We start from the raw sequence: 23,531 nt of genomic DNA on the forward strand, positions 1-23,531 counted from the left end.
ACATCCTTTCCTTAGCCTTTGACGGCTCCGGCTGTTAAGCCGCTGACGATATATTTCTGCGCCATTAGATATAAGACAAGAACAGGCAATGAGGTCAGTGTCAAGTCGGCGAAAACGAGATTCCAGTCCCTGCTGAATTTTCCGTAAAAGTTATATACGGATAAAGGCATCGTCCAATTGGAGCTATCCGTTAAGAAATAAATAGGGATCGTAATGTCGTTCCAGACAGACATAAACACCATAATCGCCACGGTGGCATTTACCGGAATAATTAACGGGAAAATCACTTTTATAAATACGTCGAACATATTGGCGCCTTCCAGAAAAGCTACCTCATCCAGCGCCCTTGGTATCGACCTCATGAAACCCGTGTACAGAAAAACGCTAAAAGCGCTGTTCATCGCCGCATAAATAAAAATTGCGCTCGTAATGGTGCCGTAAAGGCCCAACCATTGGACAACACGAATCGTCGTAATAATCGAGACCGGGGCAATTAGCCCCATAAAGAAAAACAGGTAGATCAGATTGGAAAGCTTTGTATCCCGGCGCACAATAATAAAAGCAGCCGCAGAAGTCGTGATAATGTTCAACACGGAAGATACACCGGAAATCAGGATGCCATTCCAGAAAGCACGAAGCAGCCCTCCCTGTTCAATCACTTCCTTGTAATTGGAAAACATCCATTTACGAGGCAGCTTTAAAGAGAAATCCAATACCTCTGAGCTTGTTTTAAAGGAACCTAACAGCATAATGAGCAACGGAGCTATTATGGCAAGCGCAAGGATCAGCATGAGAGCTTCCACAACGAACGCCTTCCAGTCGGTTTTACGCAATGAAATCATTATTCCTGTACCTCCTTGCGGCGCATATACATAAGCAGCGGAATGGAAATGAGAGTTACGGCTATAAACAGTACGGTATTCACGGCCGTTCCAAGCCCCCAGTTGCCTTCGCCGAATGCTTTTAAAATCATGGTCCCAATGACCTGAGAAGAATTCCCGGGACCTCCTCCTGTCAGAACGAACACCTCGGAGAACACCTTCAGGCCTCCGATTAAGGTCAGCATGACATTGATATTGATAGCGGGCCACAGCAGCGGAAGCGTAATGTGAAGGAAGCTCTTCCAGCCTCCCGCTCCGTCGATTCTGGCCGCTTCGTAATAATCTTTCGAGATGGATTGCAGCCCTGCCAAATAAATAGCCATTTGAAATCCGGTAAATTGCCAGATCGCTAGTCCGCTAATCGTGAACATAATAACGGAGGGATCCGTCAGCCACGCTTGCTTCAGAACACCCAACCCTACGGTATCAAGGATTTGATTAATTAAGCCCTCCGAACGAAGCATAGGAATGAACAAGAGACTGATGACCAGTACGCTTATAATGGAAGGTGTGTAAAATATGGCTCTTAGCCAATTTCTGGTTTTTAAATTCATATTCAGTGCAACTGCAAGAAGGATTGCCAGCACATTTTTGCCAATGACGGTTACAATAGCGAAGATAATCGTATTCTTGATGGCCAGAAGCAGCGTCTCATCCGTGAAAATACGTTCAAAGTTATACAGCCCGTTGAAGTGGATCTCTTCCGTGTCCAACCGCCAATCCGTAAAGGAATAAAACAAACCAATAACCGTAGGCAGCACATAAAAAACCAAATAGAGAAGCAGAGCCGGCAAAATTAAATAGTAAGAATAAAGACGTTTCGTAATTCTCATGTTATCACGCTCCATAAAAAACTTCGGCAGAATAAAGCCCTGAAGCTTCATTCTGCCTTTTGGCGAAACCTTTTGAAACCTTATGCTTAGAAGCCCGGCATTTTCTTGTCTTTCATCAGCTGAGCGAATTTTTTATCCCAGGAAACATAAACGTCTTTTGGAGTCTTACCGCCCGCATACATGTCTTGGTAGCCTTTCCATAGCTCTGAGATATCGACTGATAGGTACGCGTCCATTGTCATCGTCGTTTTATTCGTTTTCATATAGGTATCAACGATCGCCTGCTTATATGGAGGCAGTTCCGGCGTTTGGATATCTTTGAAATTGGAAATATATTTGTTCGCTGTTACAATTTTTTGCCCTACACTTTGGGATGCAAGGTAATCCAGGAATTTCTTGGTTTCTGCAAGATGCTTAGCTTTTTTAGGGACGAACAATTGGCCGCCTAGCGGGCTTATGCCCAAATCCGCTCCGTCTGCATACGGGATAGCAAAGAGTCCAAGATGAATGTTTGGATCTTTTTGATAGGCGTCATTAATGAGCCAATCCCCCATAGCCATCATAGCGACTTCCTTCTTCAGGAATTTATTGACCGCCATGTCATAGCTATCGCTTAATACGTCCTTGTTCGTATATCCTTTCTTAAACAGGTCCAGCTGCTGCTGCGTAACGGTTTCAAAAGCGGGAACTTCGGTCCATTTGCGCTTATTCGCGTTCAAATCTTCCCACAATTTAGGATCATTTTTCTTTGCATAGTCAGCTAAAGCAGCTGCAGTCCAAATATTAGTAGCCCAGGAATCTTTAAAAGGCATGAAGATCGGAGTGATACCGCTAGCCTTAATTTTGTCACTAACCGCCAGCAGTTCAGTATAATTCTTTGGAATAGACAATCCCAGTTCCTTGAATATATCCTGGTTGTAAACCATTCCCTGCTGCCCTGCGTCCTGATTCAGGTGAAACGCGTAAATATGCCCGTTAGAAGAAAGTACATCCTTGTTAAGCAATCTGGAAGCCCACGGCTCATTATCCAGCTGTTCAAAATTTTTATCCAAATTTAGTTCTCTTTCAGCACTGACGAGGTTATATAGAATCAGGTCAGGCACTTCTCCCACAGCCAGCTTCGTCTGCATGATCGTGGAGATTTGCTCGGAAGGAAGCATCTGGATGTTGACGTGAATATTCGTCTGCTTTTCAAACTCCGCCAGCATTTCTTTATTCGCATAAGCTGCGTTCTCAGAACTTTTCCCCAATGCAAATTCAATCGTTACTTTGGCAGACTGCGAGGGAGCCGCTTTATCAGTGCTGCTTGGCGTGCTGCTTCCGCCCGAATCTGGATTGCTTTTGGATCCACAGCCTGTCAGGGAGAGCGCTATCATAAGCGTAAGGGAACTAAATAATATTTTTTTATTTATTTGTTTCAAACTGAACCCCTCCATCATGTTGGTTTGATGAAACCCGTTGCAACTGGTTACAATTACGATTATAGGTATCTATTCCTGCAAAGTACATGTTCGTGGTTGACTCTTCCTGTGTAATATTATGAACCAATTTTGGGGGTATTAACGATTTCATTCCGGTGTTATAGTAGGGTTATTCATGACACTACAGGAAGGAAGGTGCGCAGAAGTGAATAACTTGATCGGCAAAAAGCCGCTCCAGATCAACCTCCAGACTAAGCTGTTTGCAACCTTTTTCATTCTGCTTATCTTCATTCTCGGCTGCTTCCTGATCTATGTGAATATGCTGGTCGTCAAGCCGCTCAAAGAAAGAACCATCCAGGACACTCTCTTGACGGCCACCAAAGTTGCTAGTCAACTGGACAGCTACATCGCTATGCAAAACCAGCTTTCGCAGCGCGTATTGTCCAATCGGGATATTTTCTCCTTTTTGTATGAGTCCTTGAGCAAAAAGTCAACTTATTCGATTGATGATTTGAATCAAAAACGTGTGCTTAGCGATATTATGTTTCGTGCCGTAGGCCCAAGCCTAAATATCCATGATATGATCATTTACAGCCTGCAAGGCGATGAGTTGGCTTCCTATATCGGATATACGGACTTGCCTTCGCTTGAGCCCGTATTAAGTGATGAGACGGCAAGAAGGAAATTGGAAAGCAGCAGCTACATTCTCTATGCGCCCAAGGGCCAGCCAATTTCCTTTATACGTTCCATCGTGGATGTGAATGGCACCGTCTTCGGCTATCTGTCCATTCAGATGGATAATCGTGAACTACAATCCTTGGCTGACGCTGGCAACACCGGAAACGTATTTGTAACAGAAGGCAACGGTGAGGCGGTTATTAAGTCCTCGGACACGGAGTACAAGACACCTGTCGGAAGCAATGATTACCTTTCCAACACGAACGGCATTTATAAAGATACTTCTGAGAACTATGTCGCCTTCCAGAAATCTTCGTTTACAGGATGGACGGTATATGTGATCACACCAAGCAAATCTGTTCTTGGTTCTGTCAATTCTGTTAAAAATATTGCGATAATCATCATTGTCTCACTAACGTTATTCTCGTTTCTGTACATCTATTTCACGTCCAAAAGTCTAGTGCTGCCGATCAGGAAGCTTCGCAGTCAAATTCTTCGCATCAACTATAGCAACCTGAGCATGAACATGGATAGTCGGCTGTATAACAATGAACTGCTGCTGCTGAACGAAGCGTTTCGCGAGCTTTTTGATCGGCTGCAAGAATCGATCGAAAGAGAGAAGATGGCGGTTCACAAAGAGGCTATGGCTCGGAACTCGGCGCTGCAAGCACAGATCGCTCCGCATTTTATTCACAATGTGCTTTATTTGATCAGCATTGCAGCTCAAGAGAACAAGGTACAAGTCGTTAGTGAAATGTGCAAGCATTTATCCGAAAATCTGAGATATGTCGTTTCTTCGCCGTATGAGCATGTCACTTTATTGGATGAAATCGAGCATACCAAGCATTACTTATCGCTGATTGGGCAGCAATACGAGGATGATCTCATGTGGGAAATAGACATCGACCATTCCTCTGAATCCATACTGCTGCCACGCCTAGTCATTCAACCATTTGTGGAGAACTGCATCGAACACGCCTTCGATCGATCTGATCCTCCGTGGAAAATCCAGATTAAAGCCAAGCTGTACAACGGGCTGTGGGCTATTGAAATCACGGATAACGGCGGGGGGTTTGCGGAATCCAAGATCAAAGAAATTCTTAGCCATATCGACGACATGAATCCCGAATCTCAGGAGCAGGAGAGTCTTGCGGCGGGAATTGGCAATATGGGGATAGTGAACACCGTAAACCGCCTCAAGCTTATGTACAGGAACCGGTTATTTTTTAATTTGTACAACAATTCCGGCAGCCAGGGCGCTACGATCCAAATTATAGCTTCGTTAACCAAAGACTTTTACTAGATTCATGCGGGAGGGACAACGATGTTTCAAGCTCTCATTGCAGAGGACAGCAAACCGATTCTACGGAACCTCAAAGCGCTCATTCAAACTTCCGGTCTTCCTATTCAAGTCGCAGCCGTCGCAACGAACGGCGAGGAAGCGCTGAAGTTTTGTCAGCATAACGCAATCGACATTCTCATTACGGATATCAGAATGCCCAAGATGGACGGTCTTACGCTGATCGATCAAGCCAAAAAAATAAACAACAAGCTGAAGGTCGTTCTCATCAGCGGGTATAACGATTTCGAGTACACACGAAAAGCCATTAATTTGCAGGTATGCGACTACTTGTTAAAGCCTGTAGAACGCAGTCAGATGATGGAGGTTATGGAACGAGTCGTCGCCCAACTCGAAGAGCAACACCATACAGAAAGCTCCGTATTCGATGGAATTCTGGATCTATCTTCCAGCCGTCTTATGAAACTGGAACCGGCTTTCTTTGAGCAATCCAAGCTGTTATGGGTGGTTCGCAAGCAAATCTTTACGCCACTTTCGGATCACTGGAATTCGGAGATTATTAAGTTGAGACTCAAGGAGGCTTTGGAGGGGCATCCCTTCTGGCTTTTTCCAACTCAAGATCCCCTGCAGCTTCTTATCCTGACGAATGCTTCTTTCATTGAGGGCCACAATTACAAGTTGAATATTATAGAAATAATACACAATTGCTTTGTTACACTGGGCCTCGATGTCTCTATAGCTTGCAGTTCCAGATCGGTAGTGCCCAAGAAGATTCCCGAGTCTTACAGGGAAATTTCACAGACACTCAATGAGCAATTAAACTTCTCCAAGCCGATCCTGCTGGATGTCAGCCTTCCTCTGCACATACAGCAAGCTTCCCAAGAGGAAATAATCCGATTAGGCGACAACTATACGGGCATGATACAGAGACTTCAGAAGGACCGCTTTCTTCTGCAGCTCTCCGAGCAGTTGAGTAAATGGCAGCAGGCTGACCTCCCCGTCGCCCTGTTGGAAAGCTTTGTATCCCGGCTTGTAGGAGCATTCGAATCCTCCGTAAACCCGCATACCGAATGGAAAAACTGGGCGGTGCTTGAACAAGCCAGGAAACTATTTGAACAATCAAGCTATGCCGATTTTTGCTCTGAACTTCTTGCATTTTCGGGCGAATGCTTCGACTTTTTGCTGACTTCTAACAAAAAAAGCGGCAATGAGTTGTTTATGAAAATCGATGAGCATCTCAGAACAAACTTGTATGCCCAGGTGTCCATGAGCGATCTTTCCACGAAATTTCATGTAAGCTCTTCCTATATAAGCCGGATTGTAAAAAAATACTCTCAAAACACGTTCGTACATCACTATTTGGATTTGAAAATTCGTGAAGCAAGAAGACTTATGGAAACAAATCCCGATATGAAAATCAAAGAATTATCGGATGCGCTCTGCTTTCACGACCAGCATTACTTTTCAAAAGTGTTCAAGGAATATGTCGGATGCAGTCCATCGGAATACAAAGCAGCAATTCCCTTTAAGCCTCAAGATGTATAATGAAGCCGGGGCAAGAATTGGTCAATTGAAACGAAAAATCCGACTTGCCTTTTGAAAGGAAAAGTCGGATTTCTCAGTCTCAATCTATCTTTGCACCGTATGAACGCAAAAAACTAACAGCTTGTTCTCTGTCCATCCGTGCTCCTTTGACAACAAGCGTTTTAAAATCGATTCCATCCATAATAGCGCCACGCAAGTCAGCCCCCTGCAACTTTGCTTTTCCAAAAATTGCACTTGTCAGGTCGCAATCTCTTAGATCAGCCTTCACCAGATTAGCATCAGAAAGATCTGCTCCATGAAAACGAACTCCTCGCATAACCTGTTTTGCTAATCTAGCTTGTCTCAAATTTGTATAGGACCAATCCCCTCGAACCAAGGTAACACCATCCATTTGCGTGCCTGCAAAGTCTGAGCCTGTCATTTTACAATGGTTAAATTCTGAAACGAAGAGATTAGCTTCAGCAAAATTGCAGTTTTCAAAAGCAGATTCTGTGTGAATCGAACCATTCAACAAAGCTCCGCGAAAATTGCATGCTATGAACCGGCATTGATTTATCGTGATTTCCTCCATCGAACTACTGGTAAATGTACAACGTTTAAAAGTGCAGCGAATGAGTTCACCATATCTTAAATCCCGCCCGCTAAAATCAACTGCCTCGTAGTGTTGATCTATATACTGAAACATATTGGCCTCCCTCAAACAAACAACAGTATTACCCCTATAGACCCTACTAGTTATTTTTTAATATATCATATGCGTGTCAAGTACCTGTCTACTCTCAATCAATAGTCAAGAATTATATTTTTATACCTTTTGGCTATTCTATAATTTGATAGGAATGAAAAATTGGTTGAGAGGGGTATTAGTCCCCACTCAACCAATTTTCTTTGTTTTCACCGATCAAAGTACGTCGAATGTGCTATCATAGCCGGTGAATATTGAATTCAAACGCTAGGTCTTGGTCGGCTTTGATCAGATACTCATCATGTACCGGCGCCCCCCAGCTGTCGTCACCGCCAACGCCCATCTGTCTGCCTGCTACCGTGACGACCGTGTAATGAACGTTCGGCAGCTCATAATGATGGTAGGCATTTTCCAGCTCGAATGCCGTAAACGGCGAAATGTTACATTCCACCGGCTGAACAGCTGGTGCGGTTATCCGAATACCGTGGCCATCGTTGTTCGTAATGTTCACACGGCGGACGCCTGTGCGGTTCCCCGACTCTTGCGGCACGACATATCCAGACACATTATCTGCAGCGACATTCTTGAACACCCCGAGCCTTGCTCCAAAGGCGCGATCGATATAGTTCTCCTCAGGTCCCATCGCGTACCAATCCAAATGGAAATAATCAGCTGGAACCTTGAACGACAACGCGAATATCGGCAGTTTCGGAAGACCGGTTGCTCCCTCGTAGCGAGATTTGACGTTCAAACTGCCGTCGGCATACACCGTGTATGCAACCGTCACTAGAACGTCCGCGCTAATGCTAAGCTTGTATTGAAACGTTACTGTTACGCTTCCCTCTTGCTTCGTTAATTCGACTCCGATACATTTGCGCGTTAAGCTGGCCGCATACCAAGCACCCGAGTCAAAGCCAAGCGAGAATCCTTTATCGTTATCCGTTGTCGCACGCCAGAATAACGGCGCTGGCGGAATGGCGATCATCTCTCGGCCGGCATAGTTCAGTGAAATCAGGCTTCCCGCCTGCTTCGAGAACATGATACTAAAATCTCGTCCATGAACCCCTATGTTTACATCGCCATCCACGACTCTGAATGATCCTTCAGGTTGTGCAGGCGCAGCCAGATCATCAACCAGAAATACGTGCTGCCCGAACGAAACTTCATATCCAGCTTCAGCCCATAGGGTACTCTCCTTCAAGTTGAGCGACGCATGTACGACATACTCACCTGGCTCATCCACAGACGGCAGCTCAAGCGGCACATAAGCCTCGCTTTGCGCCGGAACGTCGATATTCCTCTTGCCTCGGAATATCTCCTTGCCTTCTTTATGCAGAACAACTAGCAGATCATAGGCCTCAGTACCTTCGAACAGGTTCTCATTCGTCACCTTCACACTTTGGCGATCTGGCACGAGCTTGATGTTCTGGTAGAGGAACTTCACTTCCTGCATCTTTGGCGACACCTTGCGGTCCGCGTAAACAATACCGTTCGTGCAGAAATTATAGTCAGTGGCGCGGTCGCCGAAATCGCCGCCGAATGCGAGAAACTTTTTACCGTAACGGTCTTTCTTGACGATCACCTGATCGATATAATCCCAGATAAAGCCACCTTGATACATCGCATATTTCTGTTCAAGCTCTGTATATTTATGCATGCCGCCTACCGAATTGCCCATCGCGTGCATATATTCGCAGCTTATATACGGCTTCTGCGGGTTATCATTTAAATAGGCCTCGATGTCCAACGGCTTCGCATACATACGGCTCTCCATATCGCTCGTATCGTTATACTTGCGGTTATGAAAAACCCCTTCATAGTGAACTAGCCGACTAGGATCCATCTTCCTGAAATAGTTCGACACGTTTAGCAGGACTTCGCCCGCATAGGCTTCGTTACCGACCGACCAGATCAGAATAGAAGGATGGTTTTTGTCGCGCTCGACCATCGAAATTGCCCGGTCCATCACGATATCCTGCCATTCTGGCTTATTCGCCGGAATATTCCAAGACGGCTCTACTGCGCCCATCTTCTGCCATGAACCATGTGTTTCCAAATTCATCTCATCAATGACGTAGATGCCATAGATGTCACACAATTCGTACCATAACGACTGATTCGGATAATGTGACGTCCGGACGGCATTTAAGTTATTGCGTTTTAACGTAGCAATATCCCACAACATATCTTCCTTCGTAATGGCCCGTCCCCTGCGACTGTTGAATTCATGACGGTTGACACCCTTGAAGACGATTCGTTTGCCGTTAAGGTGCATAATTTTATTTATCATTTCAAACTTACGGAAGCCGAGCCTCTGAGAAATAACCTCAACAAGCTTGCCTGCTTGATCATAAACGCTGACATATAGAACATACAAATATGGCTTCTCTGCACTCCAGGGAGTAACTTGCCCCGCATCGATAGACAACGATATAGCTTCGATGGTTGACACTTCGGAGCGAGCCGTCCCAACAGTATGCCCCGCCGCATCCTTCAATTCAAGGTAAACAGCAGCTTCTTGCCGATCAGCAAGCTTAATATCCGCACGAAGGCTGCCATTCTCATATGCGGCATCCAGATCAGCATGGACAAAGAGATCGCGAACGTGAATGCTCGGTACGGTATATAAATAAACGTCACGGAAAATGCCTGAGAAACGCCAGAAATCTTGATCTTCCAGCCAACTGCCTGTGCTTCTTTGATACACTTCTACAGCAAGCTTATTCTCACCCTCCTGCAGGAACGGCGTCAGGTCGAATTCCGCTGGCGTGAAGCTATCTTCGCTATAGCCGACAAATTCACCGTTTAACCACAAGTAAAAGGCTGACTCCACACCTTGAAACGATATGTAGACGGGCCTGCCCTTCATATGATCAGGCAGTGTGAAGTACTTCACATAACTGCCGACCGGATTATCATGTTCCGGAATAGCTGGCGGACGAATATCATGATGTCCATCCCATGGATACATCGTATTTACATACTGCGGCTTTCCGTAACCCTGCAATTGAATGTGTCCTGGCACTTCAATATTGCTCCAACTGGCGCAATCGTAATCGAGCTGGTGGAACAGCTCAGGACGATCAGCAGGTTTCCCGGAATAGTTGAATTTCCAACTACCATTAAGGTCGTGCCGCAGCGCCATAGGCGCTATTGCTTCTGCTTCCTCTAATGTTTCGTAATAACGGTGATCTGAGTGTGCCGGCAGACGGTTCACCGCAAATACGCCTACATCTGTAAGCCAGCTTAGGTTTGGCTTCGTCAATTTCATTACATTTTCCCCCATAAAGTTATTTAAAAGCCAGGTGATATGCGCTCTGTGCGTAATCACCTGACTTTCTTTTTTTCTATTTCACCGAGCCTGTCATACCTGCTACAAAATGCTTCTGCATGAGGAAGAAGACAAGTGCAGTCGGAATCGTCGAAATCACGATTGCCATCATAATAATGCCATAATCAGGCGAATAGCTTGATCCCAAATTCGATATCAGCATAGGTATTGTTTTTTTCTCCGGTGATTGCAGAACGATGAGCGGCCATAAATAATTGTTCCAGCTCGACATGAACGTAATAATACCCGCTGCGGCGTATGTCGTCTTCATCGTTGGCATGAAAATACGGAAGAATAGACTTAATTCGTTCAGCCCGTCAATTCGACCAGCCTCCAAGAGCTCTCTCGGAAACATCTTCGTATTTTGACGGAAGAAGAAAATAAGAAATGCCGTGGTGAATGTCGGCAGCACAACGCCGGATACGGTATCCAGCCCGATAAATGGAATAACGCGTGAGATACCACCGAACATTTGAAACAGCGGTACCATGATAGCCGCGAACGGAATCATCATCGACAGTAACAGAATGTTAAATACGACGTCCTTCGCCTTACTTCTATAAATTTCAAAGCCGTACCCGGCTAAAGAGCCGATTAACATGGCCAGTACGGTCGTTGTAATCGATATTTTAGCGGAACTCAGTAAAGCAGGTACAAAGTCTACCTTACTAAATAAATTTGTAATATTATCCACAAGGTGGCTTCCGGGAAGTAATCTTCCCTTCGTCACATCGGCCGACTTATTGGTGGCGCTGATAATCATCCATAGAAACGGAAATATGGAAATAAACGCAGCGACACTCAGAAATATATAAATAAAGATACGTTTCCATTTATCCATTTTTATCACCTGCTGCTTTAAACTGAACAAACGCCAATATAATGATCATGATCACGATGGAATACGACACCGTTGCGGCATATCCGAAATCCGCTGAATATTTAAAGGATAAATTGTAAATATACTGGGAAATAGACATCGACGCGTTCCCCGGTCCGCCCTTCGTAATGTTAACAACTTCATCAAATAACTGCAGCGTACCAATTGTCGATGTAATGGAAGTAAATAAAATAATGGGCTTGAGCAGAGGCATCGTGATTCCAAAAAACTGTCTCGTTGAGGAAGCTCCATCAATTTTTGCAGCCTCGTAAATCGATGGATCGATATTTTGAAGCGCTGACAAGTAGAAGATCATATTATAGCCTGTCCAGCGCCATGTGATTGCAATAATAACCGTCACTTTCGCCCAAAACGGATCCGTGATCCATTGAATCGGGCCTGCAATAAGATGAATCTTGATCAGAAGTTTGTTAACCAAGCCCTCCGTGGCAAACAAATATTTAAAAATAACGGAATACGCTACAAGCGAGGTAACAGCCGGCAAGAAAATCGCCGTACGGAAAAAGCCTTTCAATTTCAACTTACTGTCGTTCAATAACACAGAGATAAACATAGCTAGAACAATCATCACTGGAACTTGGATAATCAAATAAATAAACGTATTTTTAACCGCGGTTATAAACGTTTTATCGCTAAACAGACGAGCGTAGTTATCAAAGCCGACGAAGGATAAATTCATTCCCTTACCCGATTTAAATGATAAAATAAGCGCTTGAATCATGGGATAGAAATAGAACACTGCAATCATGATGACCGCCAGGATAATAAACATCCAACCAGTCAAATTAGCTCTTGTGCGAATATTTACGCCAGGCCTCGCTGCTTTCACGTTAGCCTAACCCCTTTCTTTACGGAAATAAAACCATGGAACTTCCTCCAACTCCTGCCAGCCGAAACGTTGACTTAGGAATCAGGAGAAGGCGAAGCCCCAGGTTTTATTAATTACCGTATGATCTAAATTATTTGACTTGTGTTTCTGCTTGAGCTTGAGCGTCGCTTAACACTTTGTCGATATCCGCACCCTTTAAATAATTTTGCATTTGGACGACAAGAATATCTTCAATCGCATACGTATGCATACCATAGTTCACTTTTGGAATTTGCTCTGTCCATTTGGCGAAATCGGCAATTACTTTTTGACCGCCGAAGAATTCGTCAGCTTGTGTGTACGCAGGTCCAGATGCTGCGGCTTTTAGCGTACCGATTGCACCAATCTCCGTAACAAGCTTCTGATACAAATCAACGTCAGATCCAAATGTCTGTTTCAAGAAATCAGCCGCAGCTTCTTTTCCATCGACATTCATGACGTACCACGAGCTGCCGCCAAGGTTCGATGCATGAACGGATTTTGGGTTGTTTGTCAGTTTAGGAAACGGTACGACAGCCCATTTGCCGGACTGCGATGCTTCTTTTTTAACCGAAGCCGTAATCCAGTTACCGGTTGGAATCGTAGCTACATCGCCACTGTTGAATGCGCCAACGAATTGGCTCCAATCCGATGTTGCCTTCACAATGTCCGCTTTCATGATTTCTTTATAGGTTTCAGCCGCTTCCTTCAAGGCCGCGTTGCCTGCCAAGTTAGGCGTCGTTCCATCTTCTTTTAAATACCATGAGCCTGCGGACTGAATCATCATGCGAATAAGCCCAAGATCGTTCGGATCTTGTGTTAGCAGTTGCTTGCCTGTTTTGGCTTTCACTGCTTTACCGATCTCAATTAGCTTCTTCCAGTCGATATCCTGCAGATCCTCAACCTTGTAACCCGCTTGCTCCAAGTAATCTCTTCTTACATACAAACCAGCAACGCCGGAATCGAATGGAACCCCGTATTGTTTGCCATTTACACTTGTAGGTCCGATTTTGTAATCGGCGAAATCAGTCGGTTTAATCACATTTGTTAATTCAAAGAACGAATCCGGATAAGCTTGCAGGAAGCTTTGTGCACGATAATCTTCGATCAATACGATTGTCGGCAAGCTTTTTGTCGTGCCTGCATTCAATCCTGCGTTCAATTTCTGAATGATATCGGCTTGCGCGTTTTCCACAATGTTGATCTTCAAACCGGAATTGGGATTTTTCGCCTCGTAAGCTGCTTTTGCACGTTCCATAGCACCAACATTAAATACTTTATCCCACGCCCATACTGTAATTTCCTTCGCAGCTGCAGGCGTAGCTTCAGCGGTTTTTCCACCCGTATTCGGCACATTATTCCCTTTGCTCGAGCATGCCGTCAGTAGTACTAAGCTGGCCAATAGGATGGCGAGTACCTTTTTCACAAAAATTCAGCCCCTTTTAAATTACTAGAAAATTAATTTTGAAAGCGTTTGCTCCGCTGACAATTGTCATTATAACAATTCGTTAAAATGACCCGTTAGTAATATATTTGTGTGGATTTGTCATTCTATTGTTAGCTTTCTATTGGATCTTTATGTAAATAGTAATTAATTTGTTTATTGGTATTTTTTTTAGGTATGAAGGAGTGGAAGCTTTATTTTCACTCTCGTTCCCTCGCCGATGTTACTCACAATAGTAACGCCGTATTCTTCTCCGTAAAGCAGTGCTAAACGGTCATGCACATTTCGAATGCCAATACCGGAGAAAAAACGACTGCTGCTAAACGAGCTCTGCGAATTATTCCCATTATCAAAGCCTTTCATTCCAATACCATTATCGATGACCTCGCAGACCAGTGCATTTGCCTCGCGCGACACCAGTACATAAATGTACCCTTCGTTCCTTTCATGAAAGGCATGAAAAAATGCATTTTCGATAAAAGGCTGGATGATGAGCTTGGGAACATGATAGGACATACAATCTTCGGCTACAAAATAATCGACTTTGATCAGCTCACCGTAACGCACATGATTAATAAATACATAATTTTTCAAATTAACAAGTTCTTGCTCCACGGTTATCGTTTCACTAATGTTGCTGACGGTATTCTGGAGAAGGGAGATAAGGGAGTTGATGGTAGCGGCGGCTTTCTCCTTATTCCCCTGCTGGACCAAAATTTTCACGGATGCCAGCGTATTGTATAGAAAATGCGGGTTAATCTGCATTTGTAGAGCGGATAGCTCCGCGTTGCGCTGGTCCTTCTGTGTCTGAATCAGCTTCTTTATATAATCGTTAAGCTCGTCCAGCATGTAATTGTATGCATGTCCGAGCTCCTTGATTTCGTAGCTGCCAGTAACTGTTATATAATTATCGAAGTTATTTGCCGTAATGCCCGACATTTGTCTGGCTAGCAGGGTCAATGACTTTGTCAAACGTCTTGAAATCATAAATACAATAAGCAGAGCTGCGAACACGATAGCCATACAAATAAGCGCAACCCTTTTGACATCAACCATCTGGCTAAGCACCATTTGTTTATCAATGAGATTGACTAGATAAAAATCATACGTAGGAAGGTATTCCGAAAGCACTAGACTGTTTTTCCCCATTACACTTACATCTTTGACATTTATTTTTTTTTGTTCCATTTCTTTGGCATAGCCAAGTAAATCAGGTGCCTCTTCGCCAATTAACTCATGGCGGTTACTTGATACGACGTTGCCCGAACGATCCAATATGATAACGTCGTTGCCATCGCTGGTGAAATTCGTGAAGAATCGCTTAAAGTCACTTTCTCGTATGGCAAAATAAAGAACACCATATGGATTGCCGCTCGTTCTCTCCATAAGTGCCCTAGAAGCGACAATCACCGGGTCAGCTTCAGACGTATTGGTTATGCTTTCTTTATCTAATTGATAGATAAGCCTCTTTGGCGTGGCCAGGGTATTGACGGTTAACCTGCTGTTTCTCAGCTTTTCCAATGAGCTCGGCCAATAATAACTATCCGTCGAGTGGCTTTTCTTATTCATTCCGCTGATCGTAATTGTAACTGGGTAGGCGGCTACATTAGACTGAATCCGTTTCATCTGCTGGCTAGCCTCATACTGACTTCGCACCGTAGAAAGTGTGTCCATATCCGGATTCGTCAGAAATTCTTTGATCGTGCCGTTCTGCAGCACATTATTTGATGCCGTAACGATAGAATAATTGAACGATTCGAAATTCGCTTGAATCTGGCTAATGATTTTTGAGTTCGTGATACTGAACGTATTCATGAAGAGTCGCTCCGACATTTGAATCGTGACAACTGAAGTGAAGAGCGACACGGAAATAATACTAACCACCGTGACGATAAACATTTTAATAAAAAGACCGTGATATTTAAATTTGTCCAGAAGTCTCCTCATAACCTAGTTCCTTTTCTTGTTGAGATGAATTTTTTTGTATTGGCTCGGCGATATGCCCGTTAATTTCTTGAATACTTTTGTAAAATAACTATGGTCCGAATAGCCTACTTTTCCGCTAATTTCGGATATAGATGCGAAATCCTGCTTCAGAAGGTCCGCTGCCTTCTCGACTCTGATCTTGTTCAAATATTCGCTGAAGCCTTCTTTATTATGCGATGTGAAATAACTCGACAAATAAGAAGGATTAAAATGAAAATGCTTAGCTATTTCCGTTAGGCTGAGTGGCTCTGCGTAATGCTCGTGGATATAATCAAGAAGCATCGTCATATTCGGATTTCCGCCCGTTGACCGCTTCGTTTTTATAACAGCGTTTGTTTCCTGTATAAATGTCTCAAGAAGCCTGATCGCTTCGCTGACATGTGACGCTTCGCCTATCGATTTGAAATAAGCATATTTCGCTTCTTCCAAATTCTTCATATCCAATTCCAAACGACCAAGCACAATGGTTATATTAAAAATGATGTTTCCCAAAAAGGACTTGAACTCAAACACATCCGTTTGATAATGGTTTGACGCGGCCTGCACGTACCTGAGTAACTCCTGAAAGGCCTCTTCGAACTGTTGCCGATTCATTTGTTCGGTAAAACGCGTCATATTAAATTTAGAAACCTCTTCAGAACGTTTCGGCAGTTCCCCATAGACAATTAAATTGTTGGAGGTAGGTAAAAAAAAGCGATAAGCGTTTATTTTCAGGAACCCATCCCTAAAGTTCGTGCCGAGCTGTCTCAAATCGCTAAATGCCTCACCGACCGTCCAGCCAATTTCCGGCTGCTGATTCCTTGTCCAAGCGGCAAGCTTCCGAACGATAAATGTGAAACGATCCCACTCGCTCTTGTCCATGTTTACCAGCACAAGAACCATGTTAGGATCAGTGGGAACGGGATAATAAACCGCATGATCTAAGCCACTATCCAACTCAGCAGCAATTTTCGCCATCCATTGTGCAGCGGTATGTTGATCCTTGCTCTTGCTCGGCAATTGCTTGAGATCAGCCCCCAGCAGGATGTAGCTAGGATATGGAAAAGCAGCGGTGATATCTTTAAAATCGTCATCGACCTCATAACCGGAAATAAGCTTATCGATGACAAGCTTAATGGACAAGCTGCTATCGTCATTGGACTCTTCCAGCTTTAAAGAGGGAATCTTACGCGCGGTGCGCTTTAATATGTCGAGCAGCTGCTCAGCTTCAAGCTTTGGCTTTAATATATAATCAGCAACCCCGCTTTGAAAGGTGGACCTCACATAATCAAACTCACCAAAACTGCTTAAAATGATCACTTCTATTTCCGGGAACTTCGACTTTATCACACGAGTAAGCTCCGCTCCTCCCATAACAGGCATCACGATATCGGTAATAACGATATGCGGCTGTGTGCGCTCTATTTGTTCAAGAGCATCTTTGCCGTTGGAAGCCTCTCCTACGATCTGAAACCCCTCTTGTTCCCAGTGCAACAAGTGCTTGATACCCTGTCTGACTAAAATTTCATCATCTACAATAAGTACACGACAAGAACGAGCCATCCCTTTACCTCCGCAATGAATTTCTATGGCCTTCTTTTAAATCATTCGTAATAACTTCGAATCACAATGTCTTGATCGTAGTTGCCGAATCCCCTTCCGAATAAGGTTAATCCACCTCGACCTCGAGCCGTATCTTCAGCACTTATTCGCAATGTCCACTGTGTGCTATCCCATTGTACATCCTTGATCGTGACATCAGAAATTTGCTGACCATCTATGAATGTACCGTTTGCATTTATTCGAAGTACTTTCATTAATCCGTATTGATTGACGTCAGAATGCCACCAATCCGGTGAGAATCTGCCTCTCATTCGACCGAAATCTCCGGGACTCGTCCACATTCCCAGTAATTTATCATTGATTGTAAATTGGATGTCCGAAGGCCAGTTTTCGTTAATATGGGGAGCTTCGGAACCGATTTCCATGGAGATTTCAATTTCTTGTACGATTTGATCTTTGAAGAGATAGTTTGGTAATTTATATTCGACAAACCCTCTAGCAAACCACAAAATGCCTGCATGAACGCGTTCAGGATCCAAAAAGTAGGTCGGATTATCGTAATAACCAATCATCTTTTCCGTTGTTGCAATTCCACACGTAGGGGAAGCCGCGAAATCCGTGTATTGGCCAACAGGCATAGCAACCTCAACGAATTTTCTTTTCAAAAAAGAAGAACGAGATAATTTTATTTGTAGGTACTCCGTTGACAACGAACAAAACTTATAGGTCCCGCCGTTAACCCTTTTCATTTTATAGCTTACAAGCCCTGCTCTCTGCAGTTTGGTAACGTGCGTACTGACAATTGCACTGCTTAAGTAAAGCTCAGAAGCCAATTCTTTAATATGCATCTCTTTTGTATATAATAAATCAATAATTTGCAGCCGCACCTCGCTCGCCAATGCTTCGTAGACCCGAAGCGATTCCGAATCCGTTGATAAATACATGATTACACACCCATTCTTGAAATAGTAATTTAGTTAATCCTAGGCTTTTTCACATCCAACGCATTGAAAGTATTTATCTATTATGATAAATATTATATACAATATCAACAATTATGATTTAATCATTTCATTAATTCAACTAGGAGGATTATATGCTATGTCCATGAAATCGACTATGCTTATTGATAAGAATTTTACCATTTCTGAAGTAGATCCGCGTCTCTATGGGTCATTTATCGAACACCTAGGACGTGCCGTATATGGCGGAATTTATGAGCCAAACCATCCAACTGCAGATGAGAACGGCTTCCGACGCGACGCTCTGGAGGCTATTCGTTCACTGAATGTTCCTATCATTCGCTATCCAGGGGGAAATTTTGTATCCGGCTATAACTGGGAGGACGGTGTGGGTCCAAAGGCCGAGCGGAAGCGTCTATTGGATCTAGCGTGGTGGACAACAGAAACCAATGAGATGGGAACAAATGAATTCGCGGATTGGGCTAAATTAGTCGGTTCAGAAGTCATGATGGCCGTTAATCTTGGTACCCGCGGCGTTGACGCAGCTAGAAATCTCGTCGAATATTGTAATCATCCTTCAGGTTCTTACTGGAGTGATCTGCGAATATCCCATGGTTATAAAGATCCGCATAATTTCAAAACGTGGTGTCTCGGGAATGAAATGGATGGCCCTTGGCAAATCGGAGCAAAAACGGCTGTCGAATATGGCAGATTAGCGAATGAAACGGCCAAAGCTATGCGGTGGGTCGACCCATCCCTAGAGCTTGTGGCATGCGGCAGCTCATCAAGTGGAATGAGTACATTCGCTGATTGGGAGGCTACCGTGCTCGATCTTACCTACGATCAAGTGGATTATTTATCATTGCACACCTATTACAATAATAATGAGAGTGATTCTTCTAATTTCTTGGCAAAATCGCTTGATATGGATCAATTCATTTACAGTGTAACAGCGATTTGCGATTACATGAAAGCGAAGAAGCGGAGCAAGAAAAAGCTCATGCTTTCATTAGATGAATGGAATGTTTGGAATTCCATCGGAACTAGCCGTGCTACTGAACGCTGGCAGGTGGCACCGCCGGAATTCGAAGATGTTTATACGTTGGAAGACGCTCTTGCAGTAGGCTGCTTCCTGATTACACTGCTGAAACATGCGGATCGTGTTAAAATGGCGTGCATAGCCCAATTGATTAATGTGATTGCGCCGATTATGACTGAAAATGGGGGCCCTCTTTGGCTGCAAACCACTTACTATCCGTACCTTCATGCTTCTTTGTATGGTAGAGGAACGGTGCTTCACCCCATTACTTCATCACCTAAATACGATTCAAAGGATTTCACCGATGTCCCTTATCTAGAGGCAATCAGTGTTTTCAATGAAGAGCAAGGTGAAGTTACGATCTTCGCTGTAAATCGTCATTTATCAGAGGGTCTCGAGCTTAACATTGACGTCCGCAGCTTCGGCGAAGTCAGCATTATCGAGCATCTAGTATTGGAGAATGAAGATTTAAAAGCGACCAATACAAAAACGAAGCCCGACAATGTCGTCCCTCATAAAGGCGGTAACGCCAAAACCGACGACGGATATGTAAAGGCTGATCTCAGCAAAGCTTCATGGAACGTTATTCGACTGCAAATAAAGAACACCTAGAATAAATAATCGTAACTGATCCAAGATATCCGCGTGGGCGTACCCAGATTCAATCAAAAAGAGTCTGCCACCATACAAAAAAACGCAGCCGAGTTGACTGCGTTTTTTTGTATAGTGGAGCCTAGGGATCTAACCCCTGACCTATCCCTGCCAGTGAGGTGCTCTCCTGTCATACCGATTTCACTATACTAGTCGGAATAATTTCCAGCCATTCGAGCCGAACGGGAGCACCTTTAGCTTGAACTACAATACGATGTGTTCCTGGCTCAAGCTTGAACGGTTCTTTGATATTTGTGTTCTCGTCATCTATCGAGATTGCCAAACTTCCGTTTTCATCGAGCTCGTTAAGTTGTACGTTGATTTCAAAAACCATAGAATCCATAAATCTAGGAACATAAATTTCGTAGGCAAGCCAATCTCCTTCAGCTAAGTGTACTTCCAGGCGCTCATCTTCCTGCCATGCCTCTCCTCTACCATGTTCGAAGTTTGCTGTCTCCCTGGCGCTTGCAACAAACCGAATGTCCGTGTGGTCATGGATGCGAAAGCCAACATTCTGATTCGATGGCTGCTGGATGCCATAACTAATACCTTCTCCCCGATACCCATAGAAAATAGCAGGTAGGCGGACAGGCGGCCTGCTTAACAAGGCGTCAACAACATCGCGGTAATACATACATTGATCGAAAGCTAAATTAGTTAGATATTCCCATAGGATCCGTTGAGCTGTCATCTCATCTAGCTTCGCACCGCCTTGTAAGTACTCCGCCAGCATCTGCCAATCGCGGGGAATCTTAACGCTGCAGGGTGAATTATCCTTACCCATCTTTTTCCAAGTCCAGAAATTCCATGAGATGTTATGATCTTCAAAAAGGCGGAAAGCCCCTGCGTACCATCCTTTATTGTTCTCGCCGCCTTCACCCATATAAATGGGCACGTTCCACTCTTCACGCTTATCTAAGTAGACTCTGATGCTCTCCGTATCTGGATTATTCCAATATTTATGGAACTGCAGCATCAGATTATCATCGATTTTCTCCGTAAAAATCGACCAGTCCGTTGCCCAATGGGCACCTTCTAGAATAATCAGGTGGCGTTCGTCTACTTCTCGGATCGCCTTGACGATGTCCTGATAAAGCGGCATTACCTCACCGTTATAAGCAGAGAACCAGTTGGGCAGCGGCTCATTGAGCAGATCATAGCCTGCAACTATCCACTCATCCTTATAATGCTCTGCGAGAAAACGCCAAAGCTGAACCGTAAGTTGCCTATTATGTTCTTCTGTAAACAGCTCCGGCAAGTCGCGTTCAGAGTCGTCTATATTCGTACCCGTCTGGCCCCCAGGTGCCCCGTGCAGATCTAGAATCACATAAAGGCTGTGCTTACGACACCATCCGATAAGACGATCAATGAGTTCCAATCGATGCTCTTTCACCCGAAGAGGCTCGCCGTCTTCAATTAAAAATCTCGCGTTTATTGGCACCCTAACCGAATTGAATCCTTCAGCGGCAATCTGCTGAATATCGGCTTCCGACGTGTGAACATCATAGTAAATGTCCCAAAATCTTTCGGCCTCCCGTTCGCCGATCAGCTCTTGAATCATCTTTTCAATACGCCGCGGACGATCTCCTTGCTCTGGAAACATCCACATGTAGCCCTCTGGGAGCAGCCAGCTTCCAAAGCCGACGCCTCTCAGCAGCACCTCGCGACCTTCTCCGTTAACGAGTCTCTTTCCGTCAGCTCTAAGAAAACCGACAACTTCGTTCTCACGCTCTGAATTCATTCTTATTCGTCACTCCTATCCCTTTATCGCACCGTCTGCAATACCCTTCATAATGTATTTTTGCAGTAATAAATAGAAGAGAACGACCGGCAGCATGGCCAAAATTAATGAAGACAAGATGGCAGACCAGTCATTATTCCCGTATTGACCGAACAGCATGTTGGTGGATAATAGCAGGGTATACGTCTTATAGTTTGTTAACATTAGTAACGGCAGAAGAAAGTCGTTCCATATCCATAGCAGGTTTAAAATCGCAATCGTAGCCGTAATCGGCAGTAATAACGGAAATATGACGACAAAAAATAATCGGAACTCACCGCATCCATCGATGACAGCCGCTTCATCCAGATCGCGGGGGATCGACTTCACAAAACCATGGTACAAAAAGATCGCAAAGGCGACACCCGTGCCTATATATATCAACCCTAGACCCGTCGTTGAGCCTTGCACCGATAGCGCTTTAGAAATTTTAGTCAGCGTTATCATAATAGAGTGAAATGGAATCAACGTGGACATAACGAACAGCAGAAATATAAATGCACTTAACTTCCCGGGTGTCCTAGATAGTTTATACCCAGCCATCGACGCGCAAATGATAATGCCTAACAAGCCAACCGATGCGATATATATCGTATTTCCTAAGCTTCTAACAAAATTAGTCTTATGGAATGCGCCAATATAATTTCCTACTTCCAAATGGGTAGGCAGCGACAACATATTATTCATCATGGCGCCTTCCGTCTTAAAGGAGTTCAACAGTCCCATGTAAATCGGAAATAACGTAAATATGGCAGCAGCAATGAGGATTAGCAGAATCATAAAGGAACCGATTCGCTTCATGATTCCACCTCTCTTCTCTTCATCAACCACAGCTGAATCAAGGTGATCAAGAATACGACTAGAAACAAGATCATCGCCTTAGCATTGGCGTATCCGTATCGATTGCTTGATTTAAATGCTTCTTCGAAAATGTTCAGCGCGATGACCTGCGTTGATCTGCCTGGACCGCCGCCGGTTAACGAGTAGACGGCATCGAATGCTTTAAACGAGCCGTTAAGAGTAAGAAATACACCAATCGTCAGGGCCGGATAAATCATCGGAAGCGTCACATAACGAAACGTTTTAAAAGCATTCGCTCCATCCATCGCAGCCGCTTCTTTCAGATGCTGGGGCACACCCTGCAAGGAGGCAATATAGATCACCATCAGGTAACCGACACCGCCCCACAGGGACACGATGACGATGGCGAAGAACGAATAAGCCGGATCACCGATCCAGGATTTATCCAAAAAGGCGAATACCGAATGTTCGGCTATATACGGGAGTACTTTGGTGAAAATAAATAACCACATAAAGCCGCCTATGATTAAACTGATCATATTGGGCATGAAAAAAATCGTTCGGAACCATACCTTGCTGCGCCGTCTGGATTCCACGAGAACCGCCAAAAGCAGAGCGATCGCGTTCTGAAGCACAACCATGAACACGACATATTTAAGGGTGAAGCCTACCGACTTTAGGAAGAACGGGTCCGCCGTCAATGCCTCGATGTAATTCGCCAATCCCACCATCCGATACGTGCGATTCAGTCCGTTCCAATTCGTAAGGCTGTACCATGCGCCCCCGAATGCGGGGGCGAGTACGAATACAGCGTAGAATAATAGAGCGGGAAACACGAAGGCTAATAGGATGACCGTCTTTTTTCGTATCGTTGTCATTAGCCTATTCTCACTCCCGGTTACCA

At 44.3% G+C, this 23,531-nt stretch carries 17 protein-coding genes; 3 read left to right on the forward strand and 14 right to left on the reverse strand.

Annotated elements, in window-relative coordinates; translation table 11 throughout:
- Positions 1 to 11: 11 nt before the first annotated feature.
- The 3 genes from AC58U0_RS30830 to AC58U0_RS30840 form a co-directional block, all read right to left on the reverse strand.
- Entirely contained in the window at positions 12 to 842 is an 831-nt protein-coding gene (locus AC58U0_RS30830; protein WP_057302032.1) for a carbohydrate ABC transporter permease, read from the reverse strand.
- Entirely contained in the window at positions 842 to 1,714 is an 873-nt protein-coding gene (locus AC58U0_RS30835; RefSeq protein WP_497382628.1) for a carbohydrate ABC transporter permease, read from the reverse strand. Before AC58U0_RS30835 ends, AC58U0_RS30830 begins: the two co-directional genes overlap by 1 nt.
- Positions 1,715 to 1,800: 86 nt before the next feature.
- Positions 1,801 to 3,135, reverse strand: coding sequence for an ABC transporter substrate-binding protein (locus tag AC58U0_RS30840; RefSeq protein WP_497382629.1), 1,335 nt, complete (start codon positions 3,133 to 3,135; stop codon positions 1,801 to 1,803).
- Positions 3,136 to 3,310: 175 nt separating this feature from the next.
- Here AC58U0_RS30840 and AC58U0_RS30845 point away from each other — a divergent pair, with 175 nt between their 5' ends.
- Together AC58U0_RS30845 and AC58U0_RS30850 are read left to right on the forward strand one after the other, a co-directional pair.
- Positions 3,311 to 5,116 carry a sensor histidine kinase gene (locus tag AC58U0_RS30845; RefSeq protein WP_497382630.1) on the forward strand — a complete coding sequence of 602 codons (1,806 nt, stop codon included), beginning with the start codon at positions 3,311 to 3,313 and terminating at the stop codon, positions 5,114 to 5,116.
- Positions 5,117 to 5,137: 21 nt separating this feature from the next.
- Entirely contained in the window at positions 5,138 to 6,658 is a 1,521-nt protein-coding gene (locus tag AC58U0_RS30850; RefSeq protein WP_497382631.1) for a response regulator, read from the forward strand.
- A 79-nt stretch (positions 6,659 to 6,737) separates the two neighbouring features.
- Here the strand turns inward: AC58U0_RS30850 and AC58U0_RS30855 are convergent, their stop codons facing one another.
- The 8 genes from AC58U0_RS30855 to AC58U0_RS30890 form a co-directional block, all read right to left on the reverse strand.
- Positions 6,738 to 7,343, reverse strand: a complete 606-nt coding sequence (locus AC58U0_RS30855; RefSeq protein WP_497382633.1) for a pentapeptide repeat-containing protein — start codon at positions 7,341 to 7,343, stop codon at positions 6,738 to 6,740.
- Positions 7,344 to 7,581: 238 nt separating this feature from the next.
- Positions 7,582 to 10,614 (reverse strand): beta-galactosidase, LacZ type, encoded by a 3,033-nt coding sequence (lacZ, locus tag AC58U0_RS30860; protein ID WP_497382634.1) that lies wholly within the window; start codon positions 10,612 to 10,614, stop codon positions 7,582 to 7,584.
- A 76-nt stretch (positions 10,615 to 10,690) separates the two neighbouring features.
- Positions 10,691 to 11,515: a carbohydrate ABC transporter permease gene (locus tag AC58U0_RS30865; protein ID WP_057302037.1), complete on the reverse strand. Its 825-nt coding sequence runs from the start codon at positions 11,513 to 11,515 to the stop codon at positions 10,691 to 10,693.
- On the reverse strand, positions 11,508 to 12,347 hold the full coding sequence (locus AC58U0_RS30870) for a carbohydrate ABC transporter permease (protein ID WP_497382669.1): 840 nt from the start codon (positions 12,345 to 12,347) through the stop codon (positions 11,508 to 11,510). Before AC58U0_RS30870 ends, AC58U0_RS30865 begins: the two co-directional genes overlap by 8 nt.
- Before the next feature lie 187 nt (positions 12,348 to 12,534).
- Entirely contained in the window at positions 12,535 to 13,848 is a 1,314-nt protein-coding gene (locus AC58U0_RS30875) for an ABC transporter substrate-binding protein (protein WP_497382635.1), read from the reverse strand.
- 189 nt (positions 13,849 to 14,037) lie between these two features.
- Positions 14,038 to 15,813 (reverse strand): cache domain-containing sensor histidine kinase, encoded by a 1,776-nt coding sequence (locus tag AC58U0_RS30880; protein ID WP_497382636.1) that lies wholly within the window; start codon positions 15,811 to 15,813, stop codon positions 14,038 to 14,040.
- A gap of 3 nt (positions 15,814 to 15,816) precedes the next feature.
- Positions 15,817 to 17,394 (reverse strand): response regulator transcription factor, encoded by a 1,578-nt coding sequence (locus tag AC58U0_RS30885; RefSeq protein WP_497382637.1) that lies wholly within the window; start codon positions 17,392 to 17,394, stop codon positions 15,817 to 15,819.
- 41 nt (positions 17,395 to 17,435) lie between these two features.
- A complete protein-coding gene (locus AC58U0_RS30890; RefSeq protein ID WP_497382638.1) occupies positions 17,436 to 18,338 on the reverse strand; it encodes an ArsR/SmtB family transcription factor in 903 nt (300 codons plus the stop codon).
- Positions 18,339 to 18,495: 157 nt separating this feature from the next.
- Here AC58U0_RS30890 and arfA point away from each other — a divergent pair, with 157 nt between their 5' ends.
- Positions 18,496 to 20,007: an arabinosylfuranosidase ArfA gene (gene arfA / locus AC58U0_RS30895; protein ID WP_497382639.1), complete on the forward strand. Its 1,512-nt coding sequence runs from the start codon at positions 18,496 to 18,498 to the stop codon at positions 20,005 to 20,007.
- A 169-nt stretch (positions 20,008 to 20,176) separates the two neighbouring features.
- Here arfA and AC58U0_RS30900 read toward each other — a convergent pair whose 3' ends face one another.
- Genes AC58U0_RS30900 through AC58U0_RS30910 form a run of 3 tightly spaced genes read right to left on the reverse strand, consistent with a single transcriptional unit; the run spans position 20,177 to position 23,505 of the window.
- Positions 20,177 to 21,787, reverse strand: a complete 1,611-nt coding sequence (locus AC58U0_RS30900) for a cellulase family glycosylhydrolase (RefSeq protein ID WP_497382640.1) — start codon at positions 21,785 to 21,787, stop codon at positions 20,177 to 20,179.
- 15 nt (positions 21,788 to 21,802) lie between these two features.
- Positions 21,803 to 22,627: a carbohydrate ABC transporter permease gene (locus tag AC58U0_RS30905; RefSeq protein WP_497382641.1), complete on the reverse strand. Its 825-nt coding sequence runs from the start codon at positions 22,625 to 22,627 to the stop codon at positions 21,803 to 21,805.
- Entirely contained in the window at positions 22,624 to 23,505 is an 882-nt protein-coding gene (locus tag AC58U0_RS30910) for a carbohydrate ABC transporter permease (RefSeq protein ID WP_497382642.1), read from the reverse strand. The genes AC58U0_RS30905 and AC58U0_RS30910 overlap by 4 nt, the downstream gene beginning before the upstream one ends.
- Between the last annotated feature and the right edge of the window lie 26 nt (positions 23,506 to 23,531).

The organism is Paenibacillus sp. J31P190 (genome assembly GCF_059692075.1).

Excerpts from the sequence above, each read along its gene's own strand:
- AC58U0_RS30830 (WP_057302032.1), bottom strand. The coding sequence starts at position 842 with ATGATTTCATTGCGTAAAACCGACTGGAAGGCGTTCGTTGTGGAAGCT.
- AC58U0_RS30835 (WP_497382628.1), bottom strand. The coding sequence starts at position 1,714 with ATGAGAATTACGAAACGTCTTTATTCTTACTATTTAATTTTGCCGGCT.
- AC58U0_RS30845 (WP_497382630.1), top strand. The coding sequence starts at position 3,311 with ATGACACTACAGGAAGGAAGGTGCGCAGAAGTGAATAACTTGATCGGC.
- AC58U0_RS30850 (WP_497382631.1), top strand. The coding sequence starts at position 5,138 with ATGTTTCAAGCTCTCATTGCAGAGGACAGCAAACCGATTCTACGGAAC.
- AC58U0_RS30855 (WP_497382633.1), bottom strand. The coding sequence starts at position 7,343 with ATGTTTCAGTATATAGATCAACACTACGAGGCAGTTGATTTTAGCGGG.
- lacZ (WP_497382634.1), bottom strand. The coding sequence starts at position 10,614 with ATGAAATTGACGAAGCCAAACCTAAGCTGGCTTACAGATGTAGGCGTA.
- AC58U0_RS30865 (WP_057302037.1), bottom strand. The coding sequence starts at position 11,515 with ATGGATAAATGGAAACGTATCTTTATTTATATATTTCTGAGTGTCGCT.
- AC58U0_RS30870 (WP_497382669.1), bottom strand. The coding sequence starts at position 12,347 with ATGTTTATTATCCTGGCGGTCATCATGATTGCAGTGTTCTATTTCTAT.
- AC58U0_RS30880 (WP_497382636.1), bottom strand. The coding sequence starts at position 15,813 with ATGAGGAGACTTCTGGACAAATTTAAATATCACGGTCTTTTTATTAAA.
- AC58U0_RS30885 (WP_497382637.1), bottom strand. The coding sequence starts at position 17,394 with ATGGCTCGTTCTTGTCGTGTACTTATTGTAGATGATGAAATTTTAGTC.
- AC58U0_RS30890 (WP_497382638.1), bottom strand. The coding sequence starts at position 18,338 with ATGTATTTATCAACGGATTCGGAATCGCTTCGGGTCTACGAAGCATTG.
- arfA (WP_497382639.1), top strand. The coding sequence starts at position 18,496 with ATGTCCATGAAATCGACTATGCTTATTGATAAGAATTTTACCATTTCT.
- AC58U0_RS30900 (WP_497382640.1), bottom strand. The coding sequence starts at position 21,787 with ATGAATTCAGAGCGTGAGAACGAAGTTGTCGGTTTTCTTAGAGCTGAC.
- AC58U0_RS30905 (WP_497382641.1), bottom strand. The coding sequence starts at position 22,627 with ATGAAGCGAATCGGTTCCTTTATGATTCTGCTAATCCTCATTGCTGCT.
- AC58U0_RS30910 (WP_497382642.1), bottom strand. The coding sequence starts at position 23,505 with ATGACAACGATACGAAAAAAGACGGTCATCCTATTAGCCTTCGTGTTT.